The 20,835-nt window shown below is 43.0% G+C and carries 11 protein-coding genes and 5 pseudogenes; 12 read left to right on the top strand and 4 right to left on the bottom strand.

Annotated features, from left to right (window positions below):
• Entirely contained in the window at nt 1-1,575 is a 1,575-nt protein-coding gene (locus tag AACU55_RS20720) for an ABC transporter substrate-binding protein (RefSeq protein ID WP_134706023.1), read from the bottom strand.
• Between the two features lie 143 nt (nt 1,576-1,718).
• On the opposite strand from AACU55_RS20720, the gene AACU55_RS20715 reads away from it, so the two are divergent.
• Complete coding sequence (locus AACU55_RS20715; protein ID WP_112151786.1) at nt 1,719-2,369, top strand: DUF1028 domain-containing protein; 651 nt, start codon at nt 1,719-1,721, stop codon at nt 2,367-2,369.
• 563 nt (nt 2,370-2,932) lie between these two features.
• Here AACU55_RS20715 and AACU55_RS20710 read toward each other — a convergent pair.
• Nucleotides 2,933-3,640: pseudogene (locus AACU55_RS20710) on the bottom strand (transposase); the annotation flags it as partial.
• A gap of 388 nt (nt 3,641-4,028) precedes the next feature.
• Between AACU55_RS20710 and AACU55_RS20705 the strand changes: the two are divergent.
• The 5 genes from AACU55_RS20705 to AACU55_RS20685 all read left to right on the top strand — a co-directional run bounded on the left by AACU55_RS20705 (nt 4,029) and on the right by AACU55_RS20685 (nt 11,371).
• Nucleotides 4,029-5,702, top strand: coding sequence for an Eco57I restriction-modification methylase domain-containing protein (locus AACU55_RS20705; RefSeq protein ID WP_240785654.1), 1,674 nt, complete (start codon nt 4,029-4,031; stop codon nt 5,700-5,702).
• A complete protein-coding gene (locus AACU55_RS20700) occupies nt 5,695-8,007 on the top strand; it encodes a sensor histidine kinase (RefSeq protein WP_167686149.1) in 2,313 nt (770 codons plus the stop codon). The genes AACU55_RS20705 and AACU55_RS20700 overlap by 8 nt, the downstream gene beginning before the upstream one ends.
• Complete coding sequence (locus AACU55_RS20695) at nt 7,994-9,100, top strand: hypothetical protein (protein WP_134706019.1); 1,107 nt, start codon at nt 7,994-7,996, stop codon at nt 9,098-9,100. The genes AACU55_RS20700 and AACU55_RS20695 overlap by 14 nt, the downstream gene beginning before the upstream one ends.
• The gene (locus AACU55_RS20690; RefSeq protein WP_134706018.1) at nt 9,097-9,840 is read left to right on the top strand and encodes a hypothetical protein; all 744 of its coding nucleotides are present in this window, start codon (nt 9,097-9,099) and stop codon (nt 9,838-9,840) included. Before AACU55_RS20695 ends, AACU55_RS20690 begins: the two co-directional genes overlap by 4 nt.
• 187 nt (nt 9,841-10,027) lie before the next feature.
• On the top strand, nt 10,028-11,371 hold the full coding sequence (locus tag AACU55_RS20685; RefSeq protein WP_134706017.1) for a potassium channel family protein: 1,344 nt from the start codon (nt 10,028-10,030) through the stop codon (nt 11,369-11,371).
• Nucleotides 11,372-11,857: 486 nt separating this feature from the next.
• Here the strand turns inward: AACU55_RS20685 and AACU55_RS20680 are convergent.
• Nucleotides 11,858-12,085 (bottom strand): annotated as a pseudogene (locus tag AACU55_RS20680) (integrase core domain-containing protein); the annotation flags it as partial.
• Between the two features lie 66 nt (nt 12,086-12,151).
• Between AACU55_RS20680 and AACU55_RS20675 the strand changes: the two are divergent.
• Nucleotides 12,152-12,394 (top strand): annotated as a pseudogene (locus AACU55_RS20675) (IS110 family transposase); the annotation flags it as partial.
• Between the two features lie 225 nt (nt 12,395-12,619).
• On the opposite strand, the pseudogene AACU55_RS20670 reads toward AACU55_RS20675, so the two are convergent.
• A pseudogene (locus AACU55_RS20670) lies at nt 12,620-13,437 on the bottom strand (IS3 family transposase); the annotation flags it as partial.
• Between the two features lie 71 nt (nt 13,438-13,508).
• Here AACU55_RS20670 and AACU55_RS20665 point away from each other — a divergent pair.
• The 5 genes and pseudogenes from AACU55_RS20665 to AACU55_RS20645 all read left to right on the top strand — a co-directional run.
• Nucleotides 13,509-14,285 (top strand): annotated as a pseudogene (locus tag AACU55_RS20665) (transposase); the annotation flags it as partial.
• 152 nt (nt 14,286-14,437) lie between these two features.
• The gene (locus AACU55_RS20660; RefSeq protein ID WP_134706016.1) at nt 14,438-15,235 is read left to right on the top strand and encodes a tetratricopeptide repeat protein; all 798 of its coding nucleotides are present in this window, start codon (nt 14,438-14,440) and stop codon (nt 15,233-15,235) included.
• 416 nt (nt 15,236-15,651) lie between these two features.
• Nucleotides 15,652-16,596 carry an ArdC family protein gene (locus tag AACU55_RS20655; RefSeq protein WP_134706015.1) on the top strand — a complete coding sequence of 315 codons (945 nt, stop codon included), beginning with the start codon at nt 15,652-15,654 and terminating at the stop codon, nt 16,594-16,596.
• Nucleotides 16,597-17,438: 842 nt separating this feature from the next.
• Nucleotides 17,439-19,595, top strand: a complete 2,157-nt coding sequence (locus AACU55_RS20650) for an AAA family ATPase (protein ID WP_134706014.1) — start codon at nt 17,439-17,441, stop codon at nt 19,593-19,595.
• Nucleotides 19,592-20,725, top strand: coding sequence for an McrC family protein (locus tag AACU55_RS20645; RefSeq protein ID WP_240785653.1), 1,134 nt, complete (start codon nt 19,592-19,594; stop codon nt 20,723-20,725). Before AACU55_RS20650 ends, AACU55_RS20645 begins: the two co-directional genes overlap by 4 nt.
• Nucleotides 20,726-20,835 lie beyond the last annotated feature (110 nt).

The following is a 20,835-nucleotide window of genomic DNA, read 5'->3' as shown; positions in this document are numbered from 1 at the left end:
TTACTGTTTGGTTACCCGGTTGAGCAACAGATTGAAATTCGGTTGCAGTGCGAAGTGCTGAATTCGCGTGAAGGTTACGGCGTTCTGTTTCCAGTTGGCGACGAAAATCCACGGTGCATCGTCATGTACGAGCTGCTGCACCTGCCTGTAAAGCGCGGCGCGCGTTGCGGTGTCTGTGGTCATGCGCGCTTGTTGCAACAGATTGTCCACCTGTGGATTGCTGTAATAACCGGAGTTAAAACCGCCTTTTTTCGGCCAGGCGTCGGTGCGTAGCGTCAGGAAAGGTAGGGTGTCAGGGTCGTTGGTCATCCAGGCCATTTCCGCCATATGGGTGTGATTGTCCAGACCGGCATTAACCTTCGATAGATAGGTATTCCACTCATAGGTCTGGAGCGAAACATTCAGACCTACTGCTTTCAGGTCAGCCTGAATGGCGGTGGCCATCGGGATGGGGTCCAGCATGCCTGATCCCCCCTCGGCGACGTAGAAGGTCAGCGTTGTCCCTTCTGCTCCGGCGGCTTTCAGCAGTGCGCGGGCTTTAGTCGGATCATAAGGATAGGGCGTCACCTCTTTATTGGTCGCCCAGTTAAAGGCGCGGGGGATCGGGCCCTCGGCTACGTCGGCCGAACCCTGCAAAATTTTATCTGTCAGCGACTGTTTATTGATGGCGTAATTCACCGCCTGTCGCACCCGCACGTCGTTAAAGGGTGGCACTTGTGTATTGAGCATCACGTACCAGACGTGTGGGCCGGTAGTCTGGTACAGGCGGAAGCGGTCACTTTTCTCCTTGAACAGTTTCACCGTGTCAGGAGGCACTTCTACCATTGCATCAATGCCGCCGGAAAGCATCTCGGCGACCCGCGTATTACCATCGGTGATGGGGCGGAACACCACGTTTTGTACCGCAGGTTTACCGTCCCAGTAATCACTATTGGCCGTCACCACCACGCGCTGATTGGCTTTCCATTCTGCAAAGCGGAATGCGCCAGTGCCGACCGGGTGACGGCCAAACTCTTTGCCGTATTTTTTCACTGCCGCTGGTGACACGATAAGGCCGGTTGGCGTGGCGAGGTTGGAGAGAAACGGTGAGAACGGCTCTTTCAGCGTAAAGACCAGCGTATTTTGGTCCGGTGTTTCGATGTTTTTTATCGAAGAGAAGAAAAACGACAACGGGAAAGGCCCGGTGTCATGCCACGGATTTTTATCATCCAGCATACGGTCAAAGGTAAATTTCACCGCATCGGCATTAAACGGTGTTCCGTCCTGAAATTTCACCCCCTCGCGCAGATAAAAGCGGTAAGTAAGGCCGTCGGGACTGATTGTCCAACGGGTGGCCAGCGCCGGTTCGATATCCAGTTTCCCCTCACCGTTACGCACCAGTCCGTCGTAAACGTTCACCAGAATGCGCGAGTCGTTGGCTGCGGTAGCAACCTGTGGATCCAGCGATTGTGGCTCAGCCACCTGACCAATCAACAGCGCATCCGCAGGGGTTCTGGCCTGCACCTGAGCCTGCCACGACAGCGCAAAGAGACAAAAACAGATTGGCATAAATGACTTTTGCAAAGCTGGCAGCATATCGACCTCGTCGCTTAATAAAACGCTATGTGGAAACCTCAGAAAAAAATCAGGCGTTGTCCTGTTTATTATTTATGCGTATAAATTAACTGAATTGCAATAATTTATACGTATAAATTTAACCAGACTGTCGCGGAGTACTTATGACTTTTTCAATCGTGGCGCGGGATCCGCACTCAGGTGCGGTGGGTGTCGCCACCGCTACCGCTGGCCCTGCCGTGGGTGCATTGGTGGTACACGGACGTGCGCAGACCGGCGCGATTGCCACCCAGGCAATGACCAATCCACTTTACGGTGAGCGGGGTCTGACGTTGTTACAGCAGGGGGCCGATGCGGCATATACATTGAAAAACCTGCTGGCGCAGGATGCGGACGCTGCCCGAAGGCAGCTACTGATAGTCGATAATCAGGGCAATACGGCGCAGTGGAGCGGGGCAGATTGCGGAGTCTGGGCCGGAAGCATCGCGGGGCATCAATGTGTCGTCGGTGGGAATTTACTGACTGGGGAACGAACGCTGTTTGCGATGCTGGAAAATTATCACCTGCAAACTGACCTGCCGCTGGCCGACCGCCTTCTGGGGGCCATGAACGCCGGTGCGCAGGCCGGCGGCGACCGACGCGGGCTTAAATCTGCGGCGCTGAAAATCTGGTGCGACCGCCAGTATGCCAGCGTTGATCTGCGCGCTGACTGGTCCGATGCGCCGTTGGAGGCGTTAGCGGAGATCCTGCAACAGACGCGCTCTCCTTCTCATGCCGATTTTTTTTCCGCCTTACCGAAAGGCCAGCTGCGTTAATCAGTCATAAGATTGCATAAAGGTACAGGCCATGAGAATCAGAAACATTAAAGGGTTTTGCGGGGAGTTTTAATTTGCGGATTTTGGAGTCGTTAAGAGATATTTGGGGGTCACTGCGTCATCGAACTCACCTGACCCCAAATCTGACCACCAAATTTTCCCGGCGCGGAGGGAAAACTGAAAATGCATCGGGAAGATTTTTCACACTCACTGATTGCATCAACGCCATACAGGCCCGGGCTCCGGGCATAAAAAGCAAAAATCCCGCTTAAGTTTCCTTAAGCGGGATTTTCTAATTTGGCTCCTCTGACTGGGATCGCCTTTGCCAGTAACTGGCTAATAAATAAGCTAAACCTTAATTCTCTGTCTGTCAAGACCACCAGAATGACCACCAATATTCCTAAGGTTACATATTGCTGATTTGAGCGACCTCTTTGCTCATGTGGACTGCTGCTCTGTCAGGAAAGCGCCGTCAGTGCATACGCCGAAGATTATGCCGCATTGTAAGTATCCCGCTTAACCGACCCAGCCAGTTCTGTCGAACGCAGATTCTATCCCACGCATATCCCCAGGCATTCGCGGGTGTAAAGGTCGAAAACCGTCAACAGGCGCAGTCGTCGCCCGTCAAACAACGCATCAAAAACAAAATCCATGCCCCAGACGTGATTTGGATATAAGCCCTGAGGCTGCCCCGCTGGGCAGATTTATTGCGGCGTGGCCGTTCGAGGCGTAGCGACAGCCCTGCTCACATTAGAGACGGTAGATCCGTTTATGATTTTCCTGCCAGCCCTCACGCCGGAGCATCCCGTGTACCCGGCGATACCCGCAGTGAATTCGCGTTTGGGTGATCTCACGGAGACGCAGGCGCAGTGCACTGTCATCGGCAGCAACAGAACGATACCTGAACGAGCTGCGGCTGAGCCGTAGCGCAAAACAGATTTGTCTTCTGCTTGCACCGTATTGGGCCTCTAAATCCCTAACCCATTCGCGCAGGCGTGCCAGCGTCAGTTATTTTTGCCAGCACATCCTGCAGCATCGCTTTATCGAGGCTGAGATTAGCAACCAGCCTCTTCAGCCGCAGATTTTTCTCTTCCAGTTGCCGCATATGTTTGAGTTCAGATGGGGAAAATTTTGCCGTATTTCTTACGCCAGATGTAAAAGGTGGCATCGGAGATACCCAGCTTGCGGCAAACATCCGATACGGACGTACCCAGCTCGGCCTGCTTCAGGGCAAAGACAATTTGCTCTTCGGTGAATCGTGGCTTTTTCATTGGCACCACCTCCGTTCAGGGGAGTGTTTATCATGCCGGAATTCTGTTTCTGAATGGAGCAGGATTTTGGGGTAGGGTCAATACTAAAATTTGCCCCAAAATTGAGAGGGTTATAAGCGTTTCTATGGTATGTTGGTGATGATTAACATGGGGTGGTACACTCGGCGGTAGCGTGTGCGAGAAAGAGATCTTTATTTTTTTTATTATTAATTATCAATAGGTTAGTGATTTAGTGATTTGTTATAAAAAAAATAGGTAGCTGATACACCATTAAATCCATCTCAAAACTAAATACTCGCATAAAATATTTAATTATGGCTGCTTTGGGTAGAAAAAAATAAAGTGGTAAGCTTGATGATTGAACTTAAATTAGGGTGTGATTAATAAAATGAATGCCCATAGTCTTGAAATGCGCAAAGAGTTAGGTGCTTACTATACCCCAAGAGTTCTGAGTCAGATTATGTCTGATTGGGCTATAAGGGACAATTCTGATAGAATATTGGAACCCAGTTTTGGAGGGTGCGGGTTTTTAGAAAGCTGTGAGCAAACATTAATAAAATTAGGGTCTTGCAATCCATTAAGCAACTTATTTGGTATAGATGTTGATATCAAGGCGTTTGAAGCATTAAAAAATAAATTTTCATTTAATATTTTGAGTGAACAATTCATATTGAATGATTTTATTAATGTAGAGCCTGGTAGTTTCGGAGCTAAGGAATACGATGTTGTAATCGGCAATCCTCCATATATATCAATGCACAATATGAGTATTGAACAGAGGCTTTCTTGTGAGAAAATTTTAAAAAAATCAACATATAGTAGTAAAACTTTAGGGCGTAATGCTAGTTTATGGGGATTTTTTCTTTTACACGCACTGTCTTTTTTAGCCGAAAAAGGGAGAGTTGCATGGGTTTTGCCAAGTAGCTTTCTTAATGCTTATTATGCTAAAGAATTAATAAACATATATAAAAAACATTTCGATGAATTAAAAATTATCAAAATAAACGAAAGGCTTTTTAAACATGAAGGAGCGGATGAGATGTCTGTTATTTTTCTTTGTGATGGTTTCCATAAAGAAAAAAAAGATTGCAAATTTTTCTCGCTGGCTTTTTCTGAGTCAGTTAAAGAATTAGGTAGTGCAGTTTACGACTCGGCTTCTGGTGAAAATGTTAGTTATGATAATTACAAGTTTAGTTTATTGGAAGGAAAAAACTTAAATTCATATAATGATATTATCTGTCGCAGCTTTAGTAAAAAAATCACAGATTTTGCTGATATTAAAATAGGTATGGTTACTGGTTATAACAGTTTCTTTATACTTAGTGAAGAGCAGGCAAGAGAAAAACACTTAGATTTGAATCTTTTTAAGCCGGTTGTATCAAGATTTTCTCACCTTAGAGGGGTTAAACACAATCTGACACGGCATAAAAAAAACACCTCACAGAATAAAAAAACATTGCTATTAAATGTTGAAGAAAGTGCATTAAAACAGCGAGGTTCATTTTTAAGAAAATATCTTTCTAATGTCACGAAAGACGAAAGAATAAAAAATAGAACTTTCAAAAAGAGACCATTCTGGTACCTGCCAGACGACGGTTTGTATCCTGATGCATTTTTATCATATATGGTTCATGAATGCCCTAAGATGGTTTTAAATCAAGGGGAAATAAACTGTACAAATTCAATACATAGAATATTTTTTAAAGAAAAGTTTTCATATAAAGAAAAGATTGCGTATTGTATTTCATTATTATCTACTTTCTCTCAACTCTCCGCTGAAATCGAAGGGAGATCGTATGGTTCTGGCGTGTTAAAAATAGAACCTACAGCAGGGAAGAATATTAAGATTTTGATCGATAAAATAGTGATTAATGATTTATATCAGTTATCTAAAAAAATAGATAATTTGTTGATTAATAATAATTTGCATGAAGCTGCTGATCTGGTTGATCAAGTGCTCATAAATAGAAAATTGCTTAATAACGAAGAGTTGTCATCACTGAAAAATGGACTTGCCAAGCTCAGAACCGATCGCTATAAAGGGGTTAAGAATTATGAGTGATAATATTAATGTTTTGAAAGAGAAAATGAAAAGTCTCTTGGCCTGTGAATCAGTTAACTTTGATGAGGTTTTAGAGACAGCTGTCAAAATAAGTGAGAACGATGACGAAAATATAAGATTTACCGTTGATGCAAATCTAGTAAAACGCTTAGGAGAGCAGTTGGTTTCTAAAAAAACAACAGCTGTTAGTGAATTAATAAAGAACTCATATGATGCTGATGCTTCCAATGTAAATGTTTTTTTTGATTTAGATAATCCTCTGTCAAATATTGTTATTCATGATAATGGAACAGGGATGTCAAAGGATGACATAGTAAATGGGTTCATGAAAATTAGTACTAGCGATAAAGAGGAACATTCTTCTTCTTTGCTTTATGGTAGATTGCGGGCTGGCAGAAAAGGTATAGGTCGATTTTCCACTCAAAGATTAGGTAATAGACTTAAAATAATAACTAAAAGAAATGATGATGAGTTAGGATATTTGATTAATATCAACTGGGAATTGTTCTCGAAAAATAAAAATATTACTTTTATATCGAACGAAATATCCAAAATAAATGTAGATTTTGAACATGGTACAAAGTTGATTATTGAAAAATTGAATGATAAAGATTGGACCAATGGGAACATAAAAACAGCATATAAATATATAAAAAATATAATTAAAATAAATCCGAGTGAAAAAGATCCTGGTTTTAAAGTTAATTTCTACATCAAAAATGGGAATGACTTTGAGCTTATAGCGGATGAAAAAACAGAAATTTTATCTGACAGTGATGCACATATTACTGCATCCTTAAAAGAAGGATTAGGGACTGTTCATGTAACTAGTAAAAGTTTAAATATACATGATGAAATAATAGATGTTTGGAGAGATGAGAAAAACAACATAAGAGAGTTTAGTAAAATAAAATCTCCGGTTGATTTAGATGTCTACTATTTTAGTCTGGCAACGGTGAATTCGAGGAAACACGCGGCTTACTTGCGTGAAAATGGAGGGGTTAAGCTGTATAGAAATGGTTTTAAGGTTTCACCCTATGGAGATCAATTTGATGACTGGATTGCACTAGATGATTCAGTCCGCAGAAGAAAAATTCTTCCCCCACACGGAAATCAAAACTTCTTTGGCGAAGTGAAAGTTAACGACATCAATGGCATAGACTTTGAGGAAACTTCTTCTAGAGAGGGACTCATTCATACTGACGCATTTGAAGAATTGCAGCTTTTTTTATATAAAGCTCTAACTGTTGCTGTAATAAGAATAAGTGAAGCGAGAAATATCAAAACTAATCCAAATGATCGAACCTATTCGAAAGAACCTAAAAAAACTACAATAGTCAAAGAAAAGTTAGAAATTATTTCTGATAAGATTGAGCAAGTTAGTAGAATTTTTAGCGATAAAATCATAAGTGATGATGGAGAAACATCAACTAATGGTTCTTTTAACGCATATAAAAACACGTATGAAGAAGACATAATTAATGATTTGAATGATGCAGCTGGTGTTTTGAAAGAAGCTACTTTTATCTCACAACAATTGATAGATGAAATAGAGTTGCTTAGAGTTTTAGGTGCAATGGGATTGGCAATAGGTGAATTCACTCATGAAATTAATCTGTCAATCACAAATCTAAGTATTAATGTCCAATCTCTTAAAATTGCTAATTTTACTGACTCTACAAATGAATCTGCCATTATTAGTCTAGAGAATAACATTACAACATTAAAGTCATTTACAAGGTTTTTCGATAGTACAATCCGTGAAAATGTCAATAGAAATAAAAAAGTAATTGAAATAAGAGATGCGATTGAACCATTTTATGAATCGATGAAACCAATAATTGAAAGGAAAGGAATTCTCTTTGATATAAAATACGGCGGGTTTGAATTATTTACCAAATCTATCCATATTTCCGAATTATATTCAGTTTTCATCAATCTCTTTACAAATGCTTATAAAGCAATTCTTAGATCGGGAAATATTCCCCGGAAGATGGCTATTGATGTGCAAAAGGATAGCGAAGATATAATTGTCAGATTTGAAGATAGTGGTGATGGAATTAATCCTGCTAATAGAGAAAGAATTTTCGAACCTTTTTTTACAACTAGCTCACCAAGTGGTCCCTTCGAATATGACGATTTATCATTGAAAGGAATGGGTCTCGGCTTATCAATCGTGCGTGATCTTGTTGATTCAATGAATGCGGAGATTTCTGTGGTCGATGCTTCTGATGGCTACACTACATGTTTTGAGCTTAGGATACCTAAAGCGGAAGAAAAGGAAATACCTGATGACATCTATTAATTTACTATATATCGATGATGATCAACCTCAACAAGTTCAATTTTTAATTGATACTCTAATTGCAAATTCAAACTTTGATCTTAAAATTACACATAAACCACCAAGCAAAATGTCGAATATTTCTAGCGATTTGCGAAATGATTTTGATGGAATAATAATAGATCAAAAATTAGACAATGCAACCAATGGCTTAGAGCCTGTTGATTATTTTGGTGCTGCTCTTGCTCAAAACTTAAGAACTTTAATGGCTGGTAAATCTGATAACATTCCCTACAAGCCAGTGTTTCTTTTTTCACTAGAAACCTTACTTATTGAATATTATAACCCTGACTCTACCTCGCACGATTTATTTGATCTGGTAATAAGTAAAAGTATTTTAGAAGATATTAAAAAGCTTAATAAAAAAACATATCTTATGGCTTCGATTGTTAAAGCTTATAAATTTTTACATTATGAAAAAAACATAAATAAAATTTTAAATATATCCAACTCAAAAGTCTTTCTGGACAAAAGGTTTGAGAATTATGTCCAAAATTGTGAGCAAGATATTCATAAAATAGTTGGCTCTGTCCATACTACTTTGCTTCGAAGTAGTGGCATGCTTGTGTCGGAAAGAACTTTAGCAACACGATTAGGAATAGATATATCAACTTCTCCTGACTGGTATCAAGTCATTGAAAAATTAAATGGCATTAAATATTCTGGTATATTTTCCGACTATTATCATCGGTGGTGGTGGGCTGGTATAGAATTATGGATTAATGATTTCTTAGGCAGCCCAATATTCAAAGGCCTAACTTCTGAACAGAGGGTTATAATTCTAAAAGAAAAGCTGGGTTTAACTGAGCTAAATCCGATCGGTGTAAAATATAAGAACCAAAGTACTAAGTATTGGGTTAATTGTGTTGTCAGCGGAGTACCATTGGACACTATAGATGCTGTTCGTACTTCATCTATGGATCTAAAACCTTGGGAAGAGGATAAATACCTAGCTGTACAAGTAATACTGGAGAGACAAGCCGGATCATATAAAGTTCATCCAGAAGATAGAATGAAACTGGATAGAATTAGAGCGAGGTTTAGCTTGGAATGAATAACAATGAAGCTTTACTTGATGATATGTATCGATTAAGATCGTTCTTAGATAGATATGGTATTTGCCAAGACACCGGACCAATAAATAGGTTGATTGTCAAATTGAATGCCAATAAGCAGGGTGAACATGCTGAGGCTTTCGAATATTCATTAGATGATCTCGTTTTTCATATTGAGGAAAAAAATGGCACTATTTGCCCACCTCAAATAACACCCAAAAGTAGTCCGATTGAAATTCATTTAGAGCTAATTTTGAAAAGTAATGGTGTATATAATTTCATCAATATCAAGGAAATGTCTGGGCAGTTAAGACTTGTTGCAGAATGGTTAAATGATGCATCTGATGATGGTGAAATTAAAACATCACACACTGCATGGCATTTCGACTTTCATGTTCCTGAATCAAACGATGGCACAAATTTGTTTTGTCATCCTCGGTTTCATATTCAAAATGGCGGTAATAGGCTCACTGATAGTTTACAGAACTATGGTGACTTAATGATAATGGATGCACCTAGATTACCTCTACCGCCGATGGATGTTGTTTTAGCTATTGATTTTATTCTCTCGAATTTTTTTGGTAGCGTATGGCAGGAGGCGCTATGCGACTCTGAATATAGAGATGTGGTAAGCCGTGCCCAAGAAAGATGGTGGAGACCTTACTATGAGGGTATTTATCAACACTGGACAAACAGAGAACAGAAACTTTCAGTTGCTCTTCTTCCAAATTTGATTTAACTGGCACATATAGTTACCACAATTACCATAGTTACAAGTTAATAAAATTTAATTTAGCTATCACAGTTCACTGTAAGATAATTGCCACGTAAAGAGATTCTATGTTGATATCATAAATAAAAAGTAAAGTGGTATATACTTCGAGTAAAGATATTTTCTTATCGGGACGGAGCTAAGGGGTAATATAATGAACCAAAATTATTTGTGGGAAATGTCTCCAGAAGAATTTAACAAATGGCGCAGAAATAATGACTACCCAAGGTTATTTGAAGCATTCAAATCTACCCTGCCATTCTTTAATGAATGGATGCAGGAAACTAATATAACTAAAGAAATTATGTTTGCACATGGGTTGGGGGTGTTTATTGGAGCTGAGGAAAACTGGTCTGTTTTTGAGTATACATACAGTAAAGAAAAGCATGTTTTCAGAACGAATGATCCGAAAATTTCTCATCTCAGAGACCCTAACATAACAACTAGTGAACTTATCTTTGATCCTTATTTCTATTGGTTGAAGAAAAATAAAGGTAATAAAATTTATTCTGATACTAGAAGAAACTTTCGTATAACTAGTTGGGTAGGTGGTAAGCCAGAGTTTATGAAAAAAGCATTCCTTCTTAATCTTGGCAATGTAAGCATAAAATCCCCGATAATCTCCGGGAGGCTTTTAGATTTTGTTTGTTTAGATAGTCTAAAGATGATCGGTGCTATCAATAATACAAGAATACAAATTTGGTTTTCATCAGCTAAAGGCTTGGAAATTGAAGGTGGAATAGCTTTCTTAAGTTTTCTACAAACTCCTTTATGGGATTGGGGGTATGGCGATATTAAGAAAGAGTTTATACTATCAAATGGTTTATTTCAGGAATTAAGCTTCAAGAACTGTTCGCTCAGAATACATTCTATTAGAAGCAAGTTGAATTTATGTAGTTTTGAGGGCATGGATTTTGAAGCAACTATGGAACACTCAGAAATATCGAATTCAACATTTACACCAGGGAAGGATGAGTGCAGCAGCAAGGAAAGTGAAAGAAACTATTATAGAAAATTGAAAAATTTATATACTGGCTTTGGCAATCAGATTGAAGCTGGTAAGTTTTTCTATAAAGAAAAAAGGTCAGAGATGTTATCTTTTCTAATGCCAAGTAAAAACTTCAAGGATAGGTTGAAACATAAAAACATAATAGGAAAAACTATTTTTTATTTGTATTGTTACTTAAGTTTTACCATTTTACTTTTATCTTTTTTGATATGGGGTTTTGGTGAAAAACCCATAAGGAGTCTTTATAGCTCAATAGCAACAGTTTTTGGCTCATCAATGATTTACTATTTTAATACGTCTTCTGTTACATTAGGAGACTTTGCCAACTCCTTTTATTTTAGCTTGGTTACTTTTGTTACGCTTGGATATGGTGACATTTATCAGACAGAAAAATTTCTAAAACTCTATGCTGCTTTCGAAGCCTTTATTGGATTGGTGCTTATGGGATCCTTCCTTGCTGGCCTTGCTTCAAAGTCGAAACAGTATTAGCTATTGCCAGCTTTTGGCCTATCGTACTGAATGGCTAAGCTGCGCACGGTGTGCCGACATATATTTTCTGTAAATTTCGACGCCATCAGAACGACGATTTGAAAATCAATATTTATCCTGATAGCGTATTACATATCGCAAAAGATGCTATCTGACCGTTGTTTTCAGTGTTTATTCATCGTTTCGGAGGTTATAATATACGTCATTATCCGTAAGCTGCAAAATAGACCTCTTGCTTTATAGAGTAGGTTAGTAAATATAATATCTGCTTTTCGATCAAAGCAGAATGTCAGATTTGAGTGTGCCCTACCTCATAGCATTGCCAACTCAGGTCTCAACTGATATAGCTAAATTCGACTTCAGAACCCCAACGGTAAGTGTCAAGGCAGTTGTCACCCTTAGTTAATTTAAGCCGCCTGTTTTCCCCGTTCCGGATTCAGAGTTACCGGGCTTCCGGTTGCCAGTTTCTTTGTAAGTATCCCAGCTTTAATTCCACACACTTTTTGAGATTTCCGGTTTTTCAGCCATCAGCCGGTATTCTTCCGGTGTCAGGTTATTCAGGGACTCATGAGGTCGCTCACTGTTGTACTCATTCAGCCAGCGCTCCGTTATTTCTCGTACTTCATTCAGTGTTCTGAACAGGTAAAAATCCAGTATTTCTCTCCGGTATGTTCGGTTAAACCGTTCTATAAACGCGTTCTGTGTTGGTAATCCCCCCATTTTTAACCGCTCTGATAAGTAGGATCAGTTAAGCGCTGAATATGCTGTATTGGCGTAAAGTCAAAACGTGGAAACGCACGGTTAAGATATGCCTTCTGGCTTGCCGCCACCGTAGCCGTAAGAACGAGAGAAAACAGCTTCCGGTACAAATATGAACGTTATATCCGGGAAAATGGAGATAAACCCGATCAGAAAAGAAAAGCCATGACGGCAGTGGCAACAAAAGTCGCCAGAGTAGCGCATGCGATTGTAAAACAGGATATTGATTATAAAGGGTATTATGAAATAAGCCATGGGACGTGATTCAATGGGCCGTAAGGCGCATCGCGACCATTAGATAATGCTCAACGTCCATGGCTTCCCAAAATGCTGTGTTAAGTCCTGTCGGGCCATCCGGACCCTTGTATATCATGGTAAGCATGTTTATAAGCCAAAAGGAAATGAGCAATATCGGATATAAAATAAACCATCACCTTCTTATCAGATGGCGGGAGCCCTTTGCGTAAAAACAGTTGACTCAGACGGTAGTCCGTTGTCACAACGAATTGATGCAGGTTTTCCTTTCCATTCAATAAGTTGTTCCAGTGTTCTTACCACACGACTGGCAGGCAGTGAAAAATCGACTTCTATTGTTAATGCTTCACGATTGAAATCATCAATAATATTCAGCAAACGAACGGAACGCCCGTCAGCTAACTGATCATGCATAAAATCCATCGACCAGCTCTCGTTGCTACCGGACGGGACACTCAGTGGTTCTGGTTTCTCACGTTTTAGCCGTTTTCTCGGTTTTATCCGCATATTTAGCGACAGTTCGCGGTAAATACGGTAAATCCTTTTGTGGTTCCAGGTGAATCCTTTCACATTTCGCAGATACAGATAGCACAGGCCAAAACCCCAGTTTTTCTGGTTGTCGGTGATACGCATGAGCCAGTTAGCAATATGCCGGTTTTCCTGATTTAACCGGGGAGTATAGCGATAGCAGCATTCACTGAGCAGAAAAAGATGACAGGCCTGACGGATACCCACACCATAGTGAGCCACTGCCTGTTGTGCCATCCTCCTCCTGTCTGATGGCTTCACCACTTTTTTGCCATAGCTTCCTGAATAATCTCGGCTTTTAGCCGTTCTTCGGCATACATTTTTTTCAGGCGGCGATTTTCTTCTTCCAGTTCCTTGAGACGGCTCATCAGTGCGGCATCCATTCCGCCAAACTTTGAGCGTCATTTGTAAAAACTGGCACTGCTGATGCTATGCTCGCGGCATAACTCCGAAACCGGCGTTCCGGCTTCAGCCTGTTTAAGAATAGCGATGATCTGACTGTCGGTAAAACGTGATCGTTTCATAGAAATCCCCTCTGTATTCAGATTATGAGAAAATTCTACTTATGCATGCACTTGTTTTTCGGGGGGATTACCGGCTCATTAACACGCTTAAGCAGTATTATCCTCAACCCCTGGAATGGTTCTCGCATCGGGACAGTTCATTGTTCTGTGAGCTCATAATCCGCTGGCCAAGCCTGCAACAGCTCAAACGTGCCCGGAGTGATACCGTCCGTCATTTTATGAACGCAAGAGGTGGTCCCGCTGTTGCGTATACAGAACAGCGGGTTACAAGCATTGCCAACGCGATTCCCCTGACCACTGATAAAAGTGTCATCGAGGCGAACGCGCTAATGGCAACAGCACTTGCATCACAAATCAAACTTGTAGGTGAACTTATCAGAACCTACGACGAACGAATCGAATCGTTATTCGATACGCTTCCGGATGCAGGGCTGTTCAAATCACTACCGGGCATGGGGCCGTGTATGGGCCCACATATGCTTGCCGCACTGGGTGATAACCGCGACCGCTTCAACAGCGCTGAGGAAATTCAAAACTACGCAGGTATTGCCCCGGTGACAGAACGAAGTGGCCAGAAATCCTGGGTTCACTGGCGATGGCAGTGTGCCAAGTTCGTCAGGCAAACCTTTGTCGAATGGGCTGCCAAGACGGTTAACTCATCATACTGGGCCAAGCTGTATTATCAGGGGATGCGAGAAAAAGGAAAATCTCATCAATCAGCGATCCGGGCTCTGGCATTCAAATGGATAAGGATTATTTACCGCTGCTGGAAGACCAGAACCCGTTGTGACGAAGCGAAATATTTGCTGGCACTGGAAGCGCGAAAATCGCCCTTACTAATGCCGTAGAAAGCTTGTCGAATGTCTCAGGGCGTGAAGCGGACATTACACATGTCACCTAAATATATAAACATACCACTATCAATGGGTTTATAAATAAAGAAAATTACTTTATTGCCGATAATGGTTGTAATAAAAATTTAGACTTGGATGATAAATAAATGTCGACATTGAACACTGAAAATAAAATCAAGATAACTGAGTTAATAATGGTTTTTATTGCAACCCTCCCAATGGGAATGGCAAATATTTGGATAACAAAAAATCAAAACGATGAAAAGCTTGCTTTCGATAGACAAAACGCACAAAGTATTCTCTCTATTCAAAATAAAGAGTTATTCATAAAGAGTGCAGAGCAAGGTTTGAATTCACAGAAACTTGATATTGATTTTTTAAGAACAAGCTATGAAGAATGCCAAAAAGATGGAGAGTTATCCATTGGGAAAATAAAATCTTATGCTGATGCTTACTATTCTTCATCAGAAAAGAAAAACATCATGATTGCAAAGGTTCAAGCAAACTGCTTATCAAAAAACAATAATCAATCAGTAGATAATCAAGATAAGCCGACGTACAGCATCGAGCATTACAAGAGTCTTGGGTTCGATTATTTGAAAAATAAAAAATTTCTGGAGGCAGCAGAGTCATTCTCCCTGGCAACTCAAATGACACCCGTAGATGCTTCTTTGTGGAATCAAAAAGCTTATGCACAATTTAGAGCAGGAAATTATACTGATGCAATGAATAGTATTTCCATTGCGCTTAGGATTGGCAGTGATAATGATAAAGTAAAAAAATATATGGCAATTAATGCAGCTAAAATATTATGTGCAAAAGGGGATGTAAATGATGGGAGGAATTACATACAACAATCAATAAATGCCATTCCGGATTTAATGCCAATGGCTAAGAAAGATTTAGAACTGGGTAGCATTTGTAAAATTGATCTCAGTAAATAAAAATGATCGTATTGCTTCGAAGTGAAGCATTTGTTTTGCTTATTTGTGAAAGTGGACGTAAGTAAAGTCCGCTTTTCGCTGAAAGCAGAAAGCCAGATTTGAGTTTGTTCTACCTCAGAACACTGCTATATCAGGTCTGAAGTTATACAGTTTAATTCAATTTCTAAACCACAACCTTCAACCCATTTCACCGCTGCGAACCAAGGGGCGCTACGCCCGGCTATGTAGGTCATATCTTTTCCTTTCGTGTGCTTTTCGTTCCCGTATCAGCTCCGGCTAATCGTTTCCCAACACAACCCGTCCCGCAAGGGTAAATTGGCACGCATTCTGCGCCCTTGCGTGCCGGAACGATGCCGGGAAAGCGAACCGTCAGGCGATACGAAGACGAAATTCACACCACTGACGGAGAAAAAACCATGACGATTTCCCTACATACCCAGACTAGCGCCCCTAACACCGCAGCGGCGACCAGCGCATCCCCGCTGGACCCGTCAGGCTCCTCAAAAACGAAATTTTCCAAAACCAAAACTGATATTTATCAGACCGTCACTGGCAGCATCATTGCGGCACTGGAAACTGGTGTTAAACCCTGGGCGTGTCCGTGGCAGCGTACCCCCGGTATGTCTGGTTTACCGTCCAATTACGCAACTGGTATGGGTTACAGTGGAATGAATATCATGTTGTTGTGGAGCAGTGCGTCAGAACAGGGATTCAAGGATTCACGCTGGATGACTTACAAACAGGCGCAAGCGGAAGGCGGGCAGGTGCGTAAAGGGGAACACGGCACTACCGCCATTTTCTATACCACACTGGAAAAGGAAAATGACGACGGAGAAACTGATTATATCCCGATGCTGAAGACGTTCACCGTGTTTAATGTTGAGCAAATCGATGGTTTGCCGCTGAGTGATGAAGCCGTTTTCCCGGCAGAGACCTTTGAGCCGTTACCGCAGGCGGAAGCGATTTTCCGTAACAGTGGTGCAACCATCATTGAGAAGGGACAAAACGCCTTTTTTGCACTGTCAACCGATGAAATCCGTTTACCTGAACGTCGTCTTTTCAGCGATGCTGCCAATTTCTACGCTACAGGTATGCATGAGCTGGTTCACTGGAGTGGAGCCAAAAGTCGGCTGAATCGTGAAATGAAAGGGAAGTTTGGCAGTGAGGATTATGCTTTTGAGGAGTTAATCGCCGAGCTGGGAAGCGCGTTCCTGATGGCGGATCTGGGGATCGCTGGAGAGGTTCAGCATGAAAGCTACATCGCTTCCTGGCTGAAAGCACTGAAGAACGACAAACGCTATATTTTCAAGGCCGCTAGTGCAGCATCCAAAGCGCATCGTTATTTGATGGATAAAGCCTGAGGGCAGGGGCAAGAAGCCGCAAAGGAATGTGGCTTTAACCTTACATAGCGGTGGGAGGAGTAGCAGTGGTGTTAGGGTGTATAATTCCAATGCGAATTTTCCTGGCATACAGTGTCAGGAAAATTCGCAGACTGCGGGGCGGGCGGCAAAGAGCCCGCTCATTCCTTTCAGATGCATTAGAGCAGACTTGATCTGGCAGTGTTCTCTGTTAGAACACGATTTCACCTGATAGTCGGCAACGAGCGATGAGGGGAAGTTCGCATTTATTTGCCAACTTAAAAGCGCTTGCAGCCCGTCTCGGATATTTTCTTGCAGACGAATGACCGCGGGCCTTTGAAATTCTGCCTCAGGAACACCAATCTGCATCTGGCTTATGTTCACACCAGCGTCACAGGGGTGGGTTCTAGCATGAGAGTGAAACACGGGAAGAAGTTGTTTTATATTCCCACTCGCTTTCTGTATGCCTGTACCTTCAGTTGATGCGTAGCTTTGGATATGACGATTAGTTAAAAGGCTCATAAAGGTTCAAATCATTACATAATAACTATTATTGTTCTTTATCAATAAATTATGGAAAAACATATCTTGACCACGGCATCCCCAGTGCTATGTTTACGGGAAGCGGCACAGCGCCTGGACTGCACTCCAGATGGACCATGACCTTCAAGGATAACGCCTGTCTGCTATGCCAGGTTGGTCAAGCCCTTAGCCCCGCAAGCGAGACAATCAGCAGGGAAGATTAACAGTATTGGCAATCTGTAGCGAAGAGCTACAGTACTGCCCCTTCCATCATCCACAATGATAGCTATCAGTAAGTTAACGAAAATGAGAGGGCATCGGAAATGCTCGAAGTTGAATTTCAGGAATGGTTGAAGAACAGAGGTGCCAAAACACAAGCAGGCCTCAACTCCCGTATTTATGCTGTCAAAACTATCGAAAAAAATCTCGCAGCGCTTGGTTCTCCTCATGCAGATCTGGATGCAGCCTACAAGGCGGATGGGTTTGCGCAATTGCGACAGCGGATCAAAGAGATTCGCCGTGATGCTAAAGACAACGGCGAAGACTATCGGTTGCTAATGCCCGAATCAGAGCAACCGCTTAACCGATTGTCCAACTGGAATAGCTGGCTCGGACAATATGGACGCTTCCTGAGTGGTGATGATTCTCAGGCCGGCGAAATTCGGGATTATGTCCTTGAAAACTACATCATCCCAGGCAGAGAGCGAGGTGACGCCAGTGTCACCCTGGTAGTTGGCTCTCTGAATACTGAAATGGGCCTCGACAAGGGATGGCCGAACATCTGTCAGGTTCTTGATGGTCAAAAATTTCAGGAGCTAGCGGATGTTCCCCCTCCGGTGACGGAAGGGCCTAAAAAGAGCACAACCCGGAAATATACGTTCATCCTTACGGAAGGAAGCGAACTGGTGGCCCAGAATAAAACAACTCCGACTAACCTTATTTTTTACGGCCCTCCTGGTACCGGAAAAACCTATCACACGGCGAGGGAAGCCGTAGCGCTCTGCGATGGCAAAGACGCCTATCCGAACTCAAAAGATGGGCGTGCGGCCCTGATGGCGCGCTATAACGAACTGATGGCAGAAAAGAGGATCTCTTTCGTCACCTTCCATCAGAGCTATGACTACGAAACCTTCGTTGAGGGCCTTCGCCCAGAAATCGGTGAAGATGAGTCTTCGTCTGCAGGATTCAGACTCATGCCTACGCCGGGGCTCTTCAGAGAAATTTGCGCCCTTGCCGATCAGGCCAGAACACAACCCCGTGCACAGACGGATGCCTCGGCACTGCAACTGTCCCAAAAACGCTTCTGGAAAATGGGGCAAGGGACAATTGGCACCGAAGACGATGTGTATGAAGATGCTCGCGACAACGGGTATATCGCACTGGGTTGGGGTGGGACCATAGACTGGAGTGCGGATAGATTTTCATCGTTCCACGCGATTCATGATGAATGGAACAAGCAAAATCCAGGGAACCTGACGCCTAGTAACTGGACGCAAACCTATCCCTTCCGTTGCGAAATGAAGCCTGGCGATATCGTGATTGTCCCTTACGGGAACACTGCGTTTCGCGCTATCGCTGAAATCACTGGTGATTACTATTTCGTTCCTGAAGCCGAAGGTTACTATGCCCACCGCCGCCCAGTTCGCTGGCTACTGACTCTTGATGAACCACTGCCACTCGATACCATTATCGATGGTAACTTCACCATGCGAACGCTCTATTCCATTGCCACCAGTCGTGTGAATATCCCGGCGCTGGGCAGACTGCTGTCGAGTACAGAAAACCCGGATAATCGTTCCGATGTTAAAGGGCAACCAGAACAGTTCGTCCTCATTATTGATGAGATCAACCGGGCAAATATCTCGAAAGTGTTCGGTGAACTGATTACGTTAATTGAGCCGGATAAACGTCTGGGAATGCCTGATGCACTCACCGTAACTCTGCCTTATTCGAAAAAGAAAGATTTTGGCATCCCCGCCAACCTTCATATCATAGGCACCATGAATACCGCCGATCGATCGATCGCCTTACTTGACACAGCATTAAGGCGGCGATTCAACTTTCGGGAAATGGCTCCCGACGCGACTCTGCTAAGTGAAGTCGAGGGGATCGATCTCAAAGCAGTTCTGAATACCATCAACCAGCGAATTGAATATCTTATAGGCCGGGAATATCGCATTGGACACGCCTTCTTTATCAATTGTGAATCCAGGGCACAAGTTGAAGATGCGGTGCGCAGTAAGGTCATACCGCTGTTACAAGAGTATTTCTTCGAGGACTGGAGCCGAATCGCGGCAGTGCTGGGTGATGGTTTTATGCAGGAAGAGCAGATCTTACCGCCGCCTGGAATAGAGGGTGAACCGTTATCAAGCTGGTCAGTACGTGAACCGTTCAGAAATGACGCCTTAGATCGACTGGTAGGCAAAGCCAGAACGTTAAATACCACCGCTCCCGAGGTGGCTGGTGAATCGAAAGAATGACGCACCTCACGGTTCGCGAATGGGGTGCTGTTTATGTGAGCACGGAAAGCAGCATAAATGCTCCTCATGCTTTTACACGCCCTCAGGCTAACGCGCTGCTTACGGCGGCGCGCGAGCATCCGCTGGCAAATCAGCACGGAACTAATATCTTAATCGATCGCCATAACAAAATTATTGCCGGGCAAATGGTTGGGGTCATTGCCGCTCCGGGATGTAGCCTTGAGATTTTGCCTAAATTCGACGACGAGACGATAGAACCGGACGCCACAATACGCAATCGCCTGATACGTATGCTTGATGTTGCCCTCGGCCTTAAACTCGGCAATGGACAGGCTGCAACAATGGCGAGACAAGCTGAAAGCTTGCTAGAGATACTTATCCGCTTGTTCGCCGATATACTCTTGTCTGAAGTACATCGGGGATTACCACGCGCCTATTTGGCACAGGAAGACGATTTGCCCTCATTGCGTGGAAGGCTCAATATCAAACGACAATTCACTACGCTTGCCGTCCGCCCTGACCGTCTCGCCTGTCGTTATGACGTTCTGTCGGCTGATACCAGCCTACTTCGAATTATGAAGGCGTGTGTAGTTTTGCTTCACCATTATGCCCGAGCTGCTGATACGCTTCGCCGTCTGAATGAATTGCGTATCCTGCTGACGGGTGTTAGCGACGTTCCCTTAAGTCACCTGCCTTGGTCACAGGTGCGGATCGACCGAACCAATCATCGCTGGGAAGCACTCTACAATCTGGCACGTCTTCTCCTGCGACGCGACTGGCAGGCTACACACCACGATAAACGAGCGCAGAACGGGATTACACTGCTTTTCCCGATGAACTACCTGTTCGAGGCATATATAGCGGCACTGGCGAAGCGTGCTGTACGCGGTACGGAATGGACAGTTCGTGCACAGGCTGGCAGATTATACTGTCTGATCGAGGATGGATTAGAAGGTAAACCACGTTTCCAGACCCGGCCGGACCTGCTTATCGAGCGGGACCATCAGACTATTATGATCATAGACACTAAATGGAAGCGTATTGGGCGTCATCCCGAAGATGCCCGGCATGGCGTATCGCAGGCTGATGTCTACCAGATGATGGCCTATGCCCTAATGCCGGTCACTTAAGGTGACCGGCATTGTTTTTTAAGGGATATTTCGACCTTTTTTCTCTCACTTCCCTGACATATTCACGCTCACGTCTCGAGGGCAGTTTTAGCATCGCTGCGTTGCTGTAA

Origin of the sequence: Rahnella sp. CJA17(1/100), assembly GCF_963881615.1 — a bacterium.
Taxonomy (GTDB): Bacteria; Pseudomonadota; Gammaproteobacteria; order Enterobacterales; family Enterobacteriaceae; genus Rahnella; species Rahnella aceris.
The sequence above is the reverse complement of the archived record's forward strand: the minus strand, read 5'-3'. Positions and strand labels throughout refer to the sequence as shown.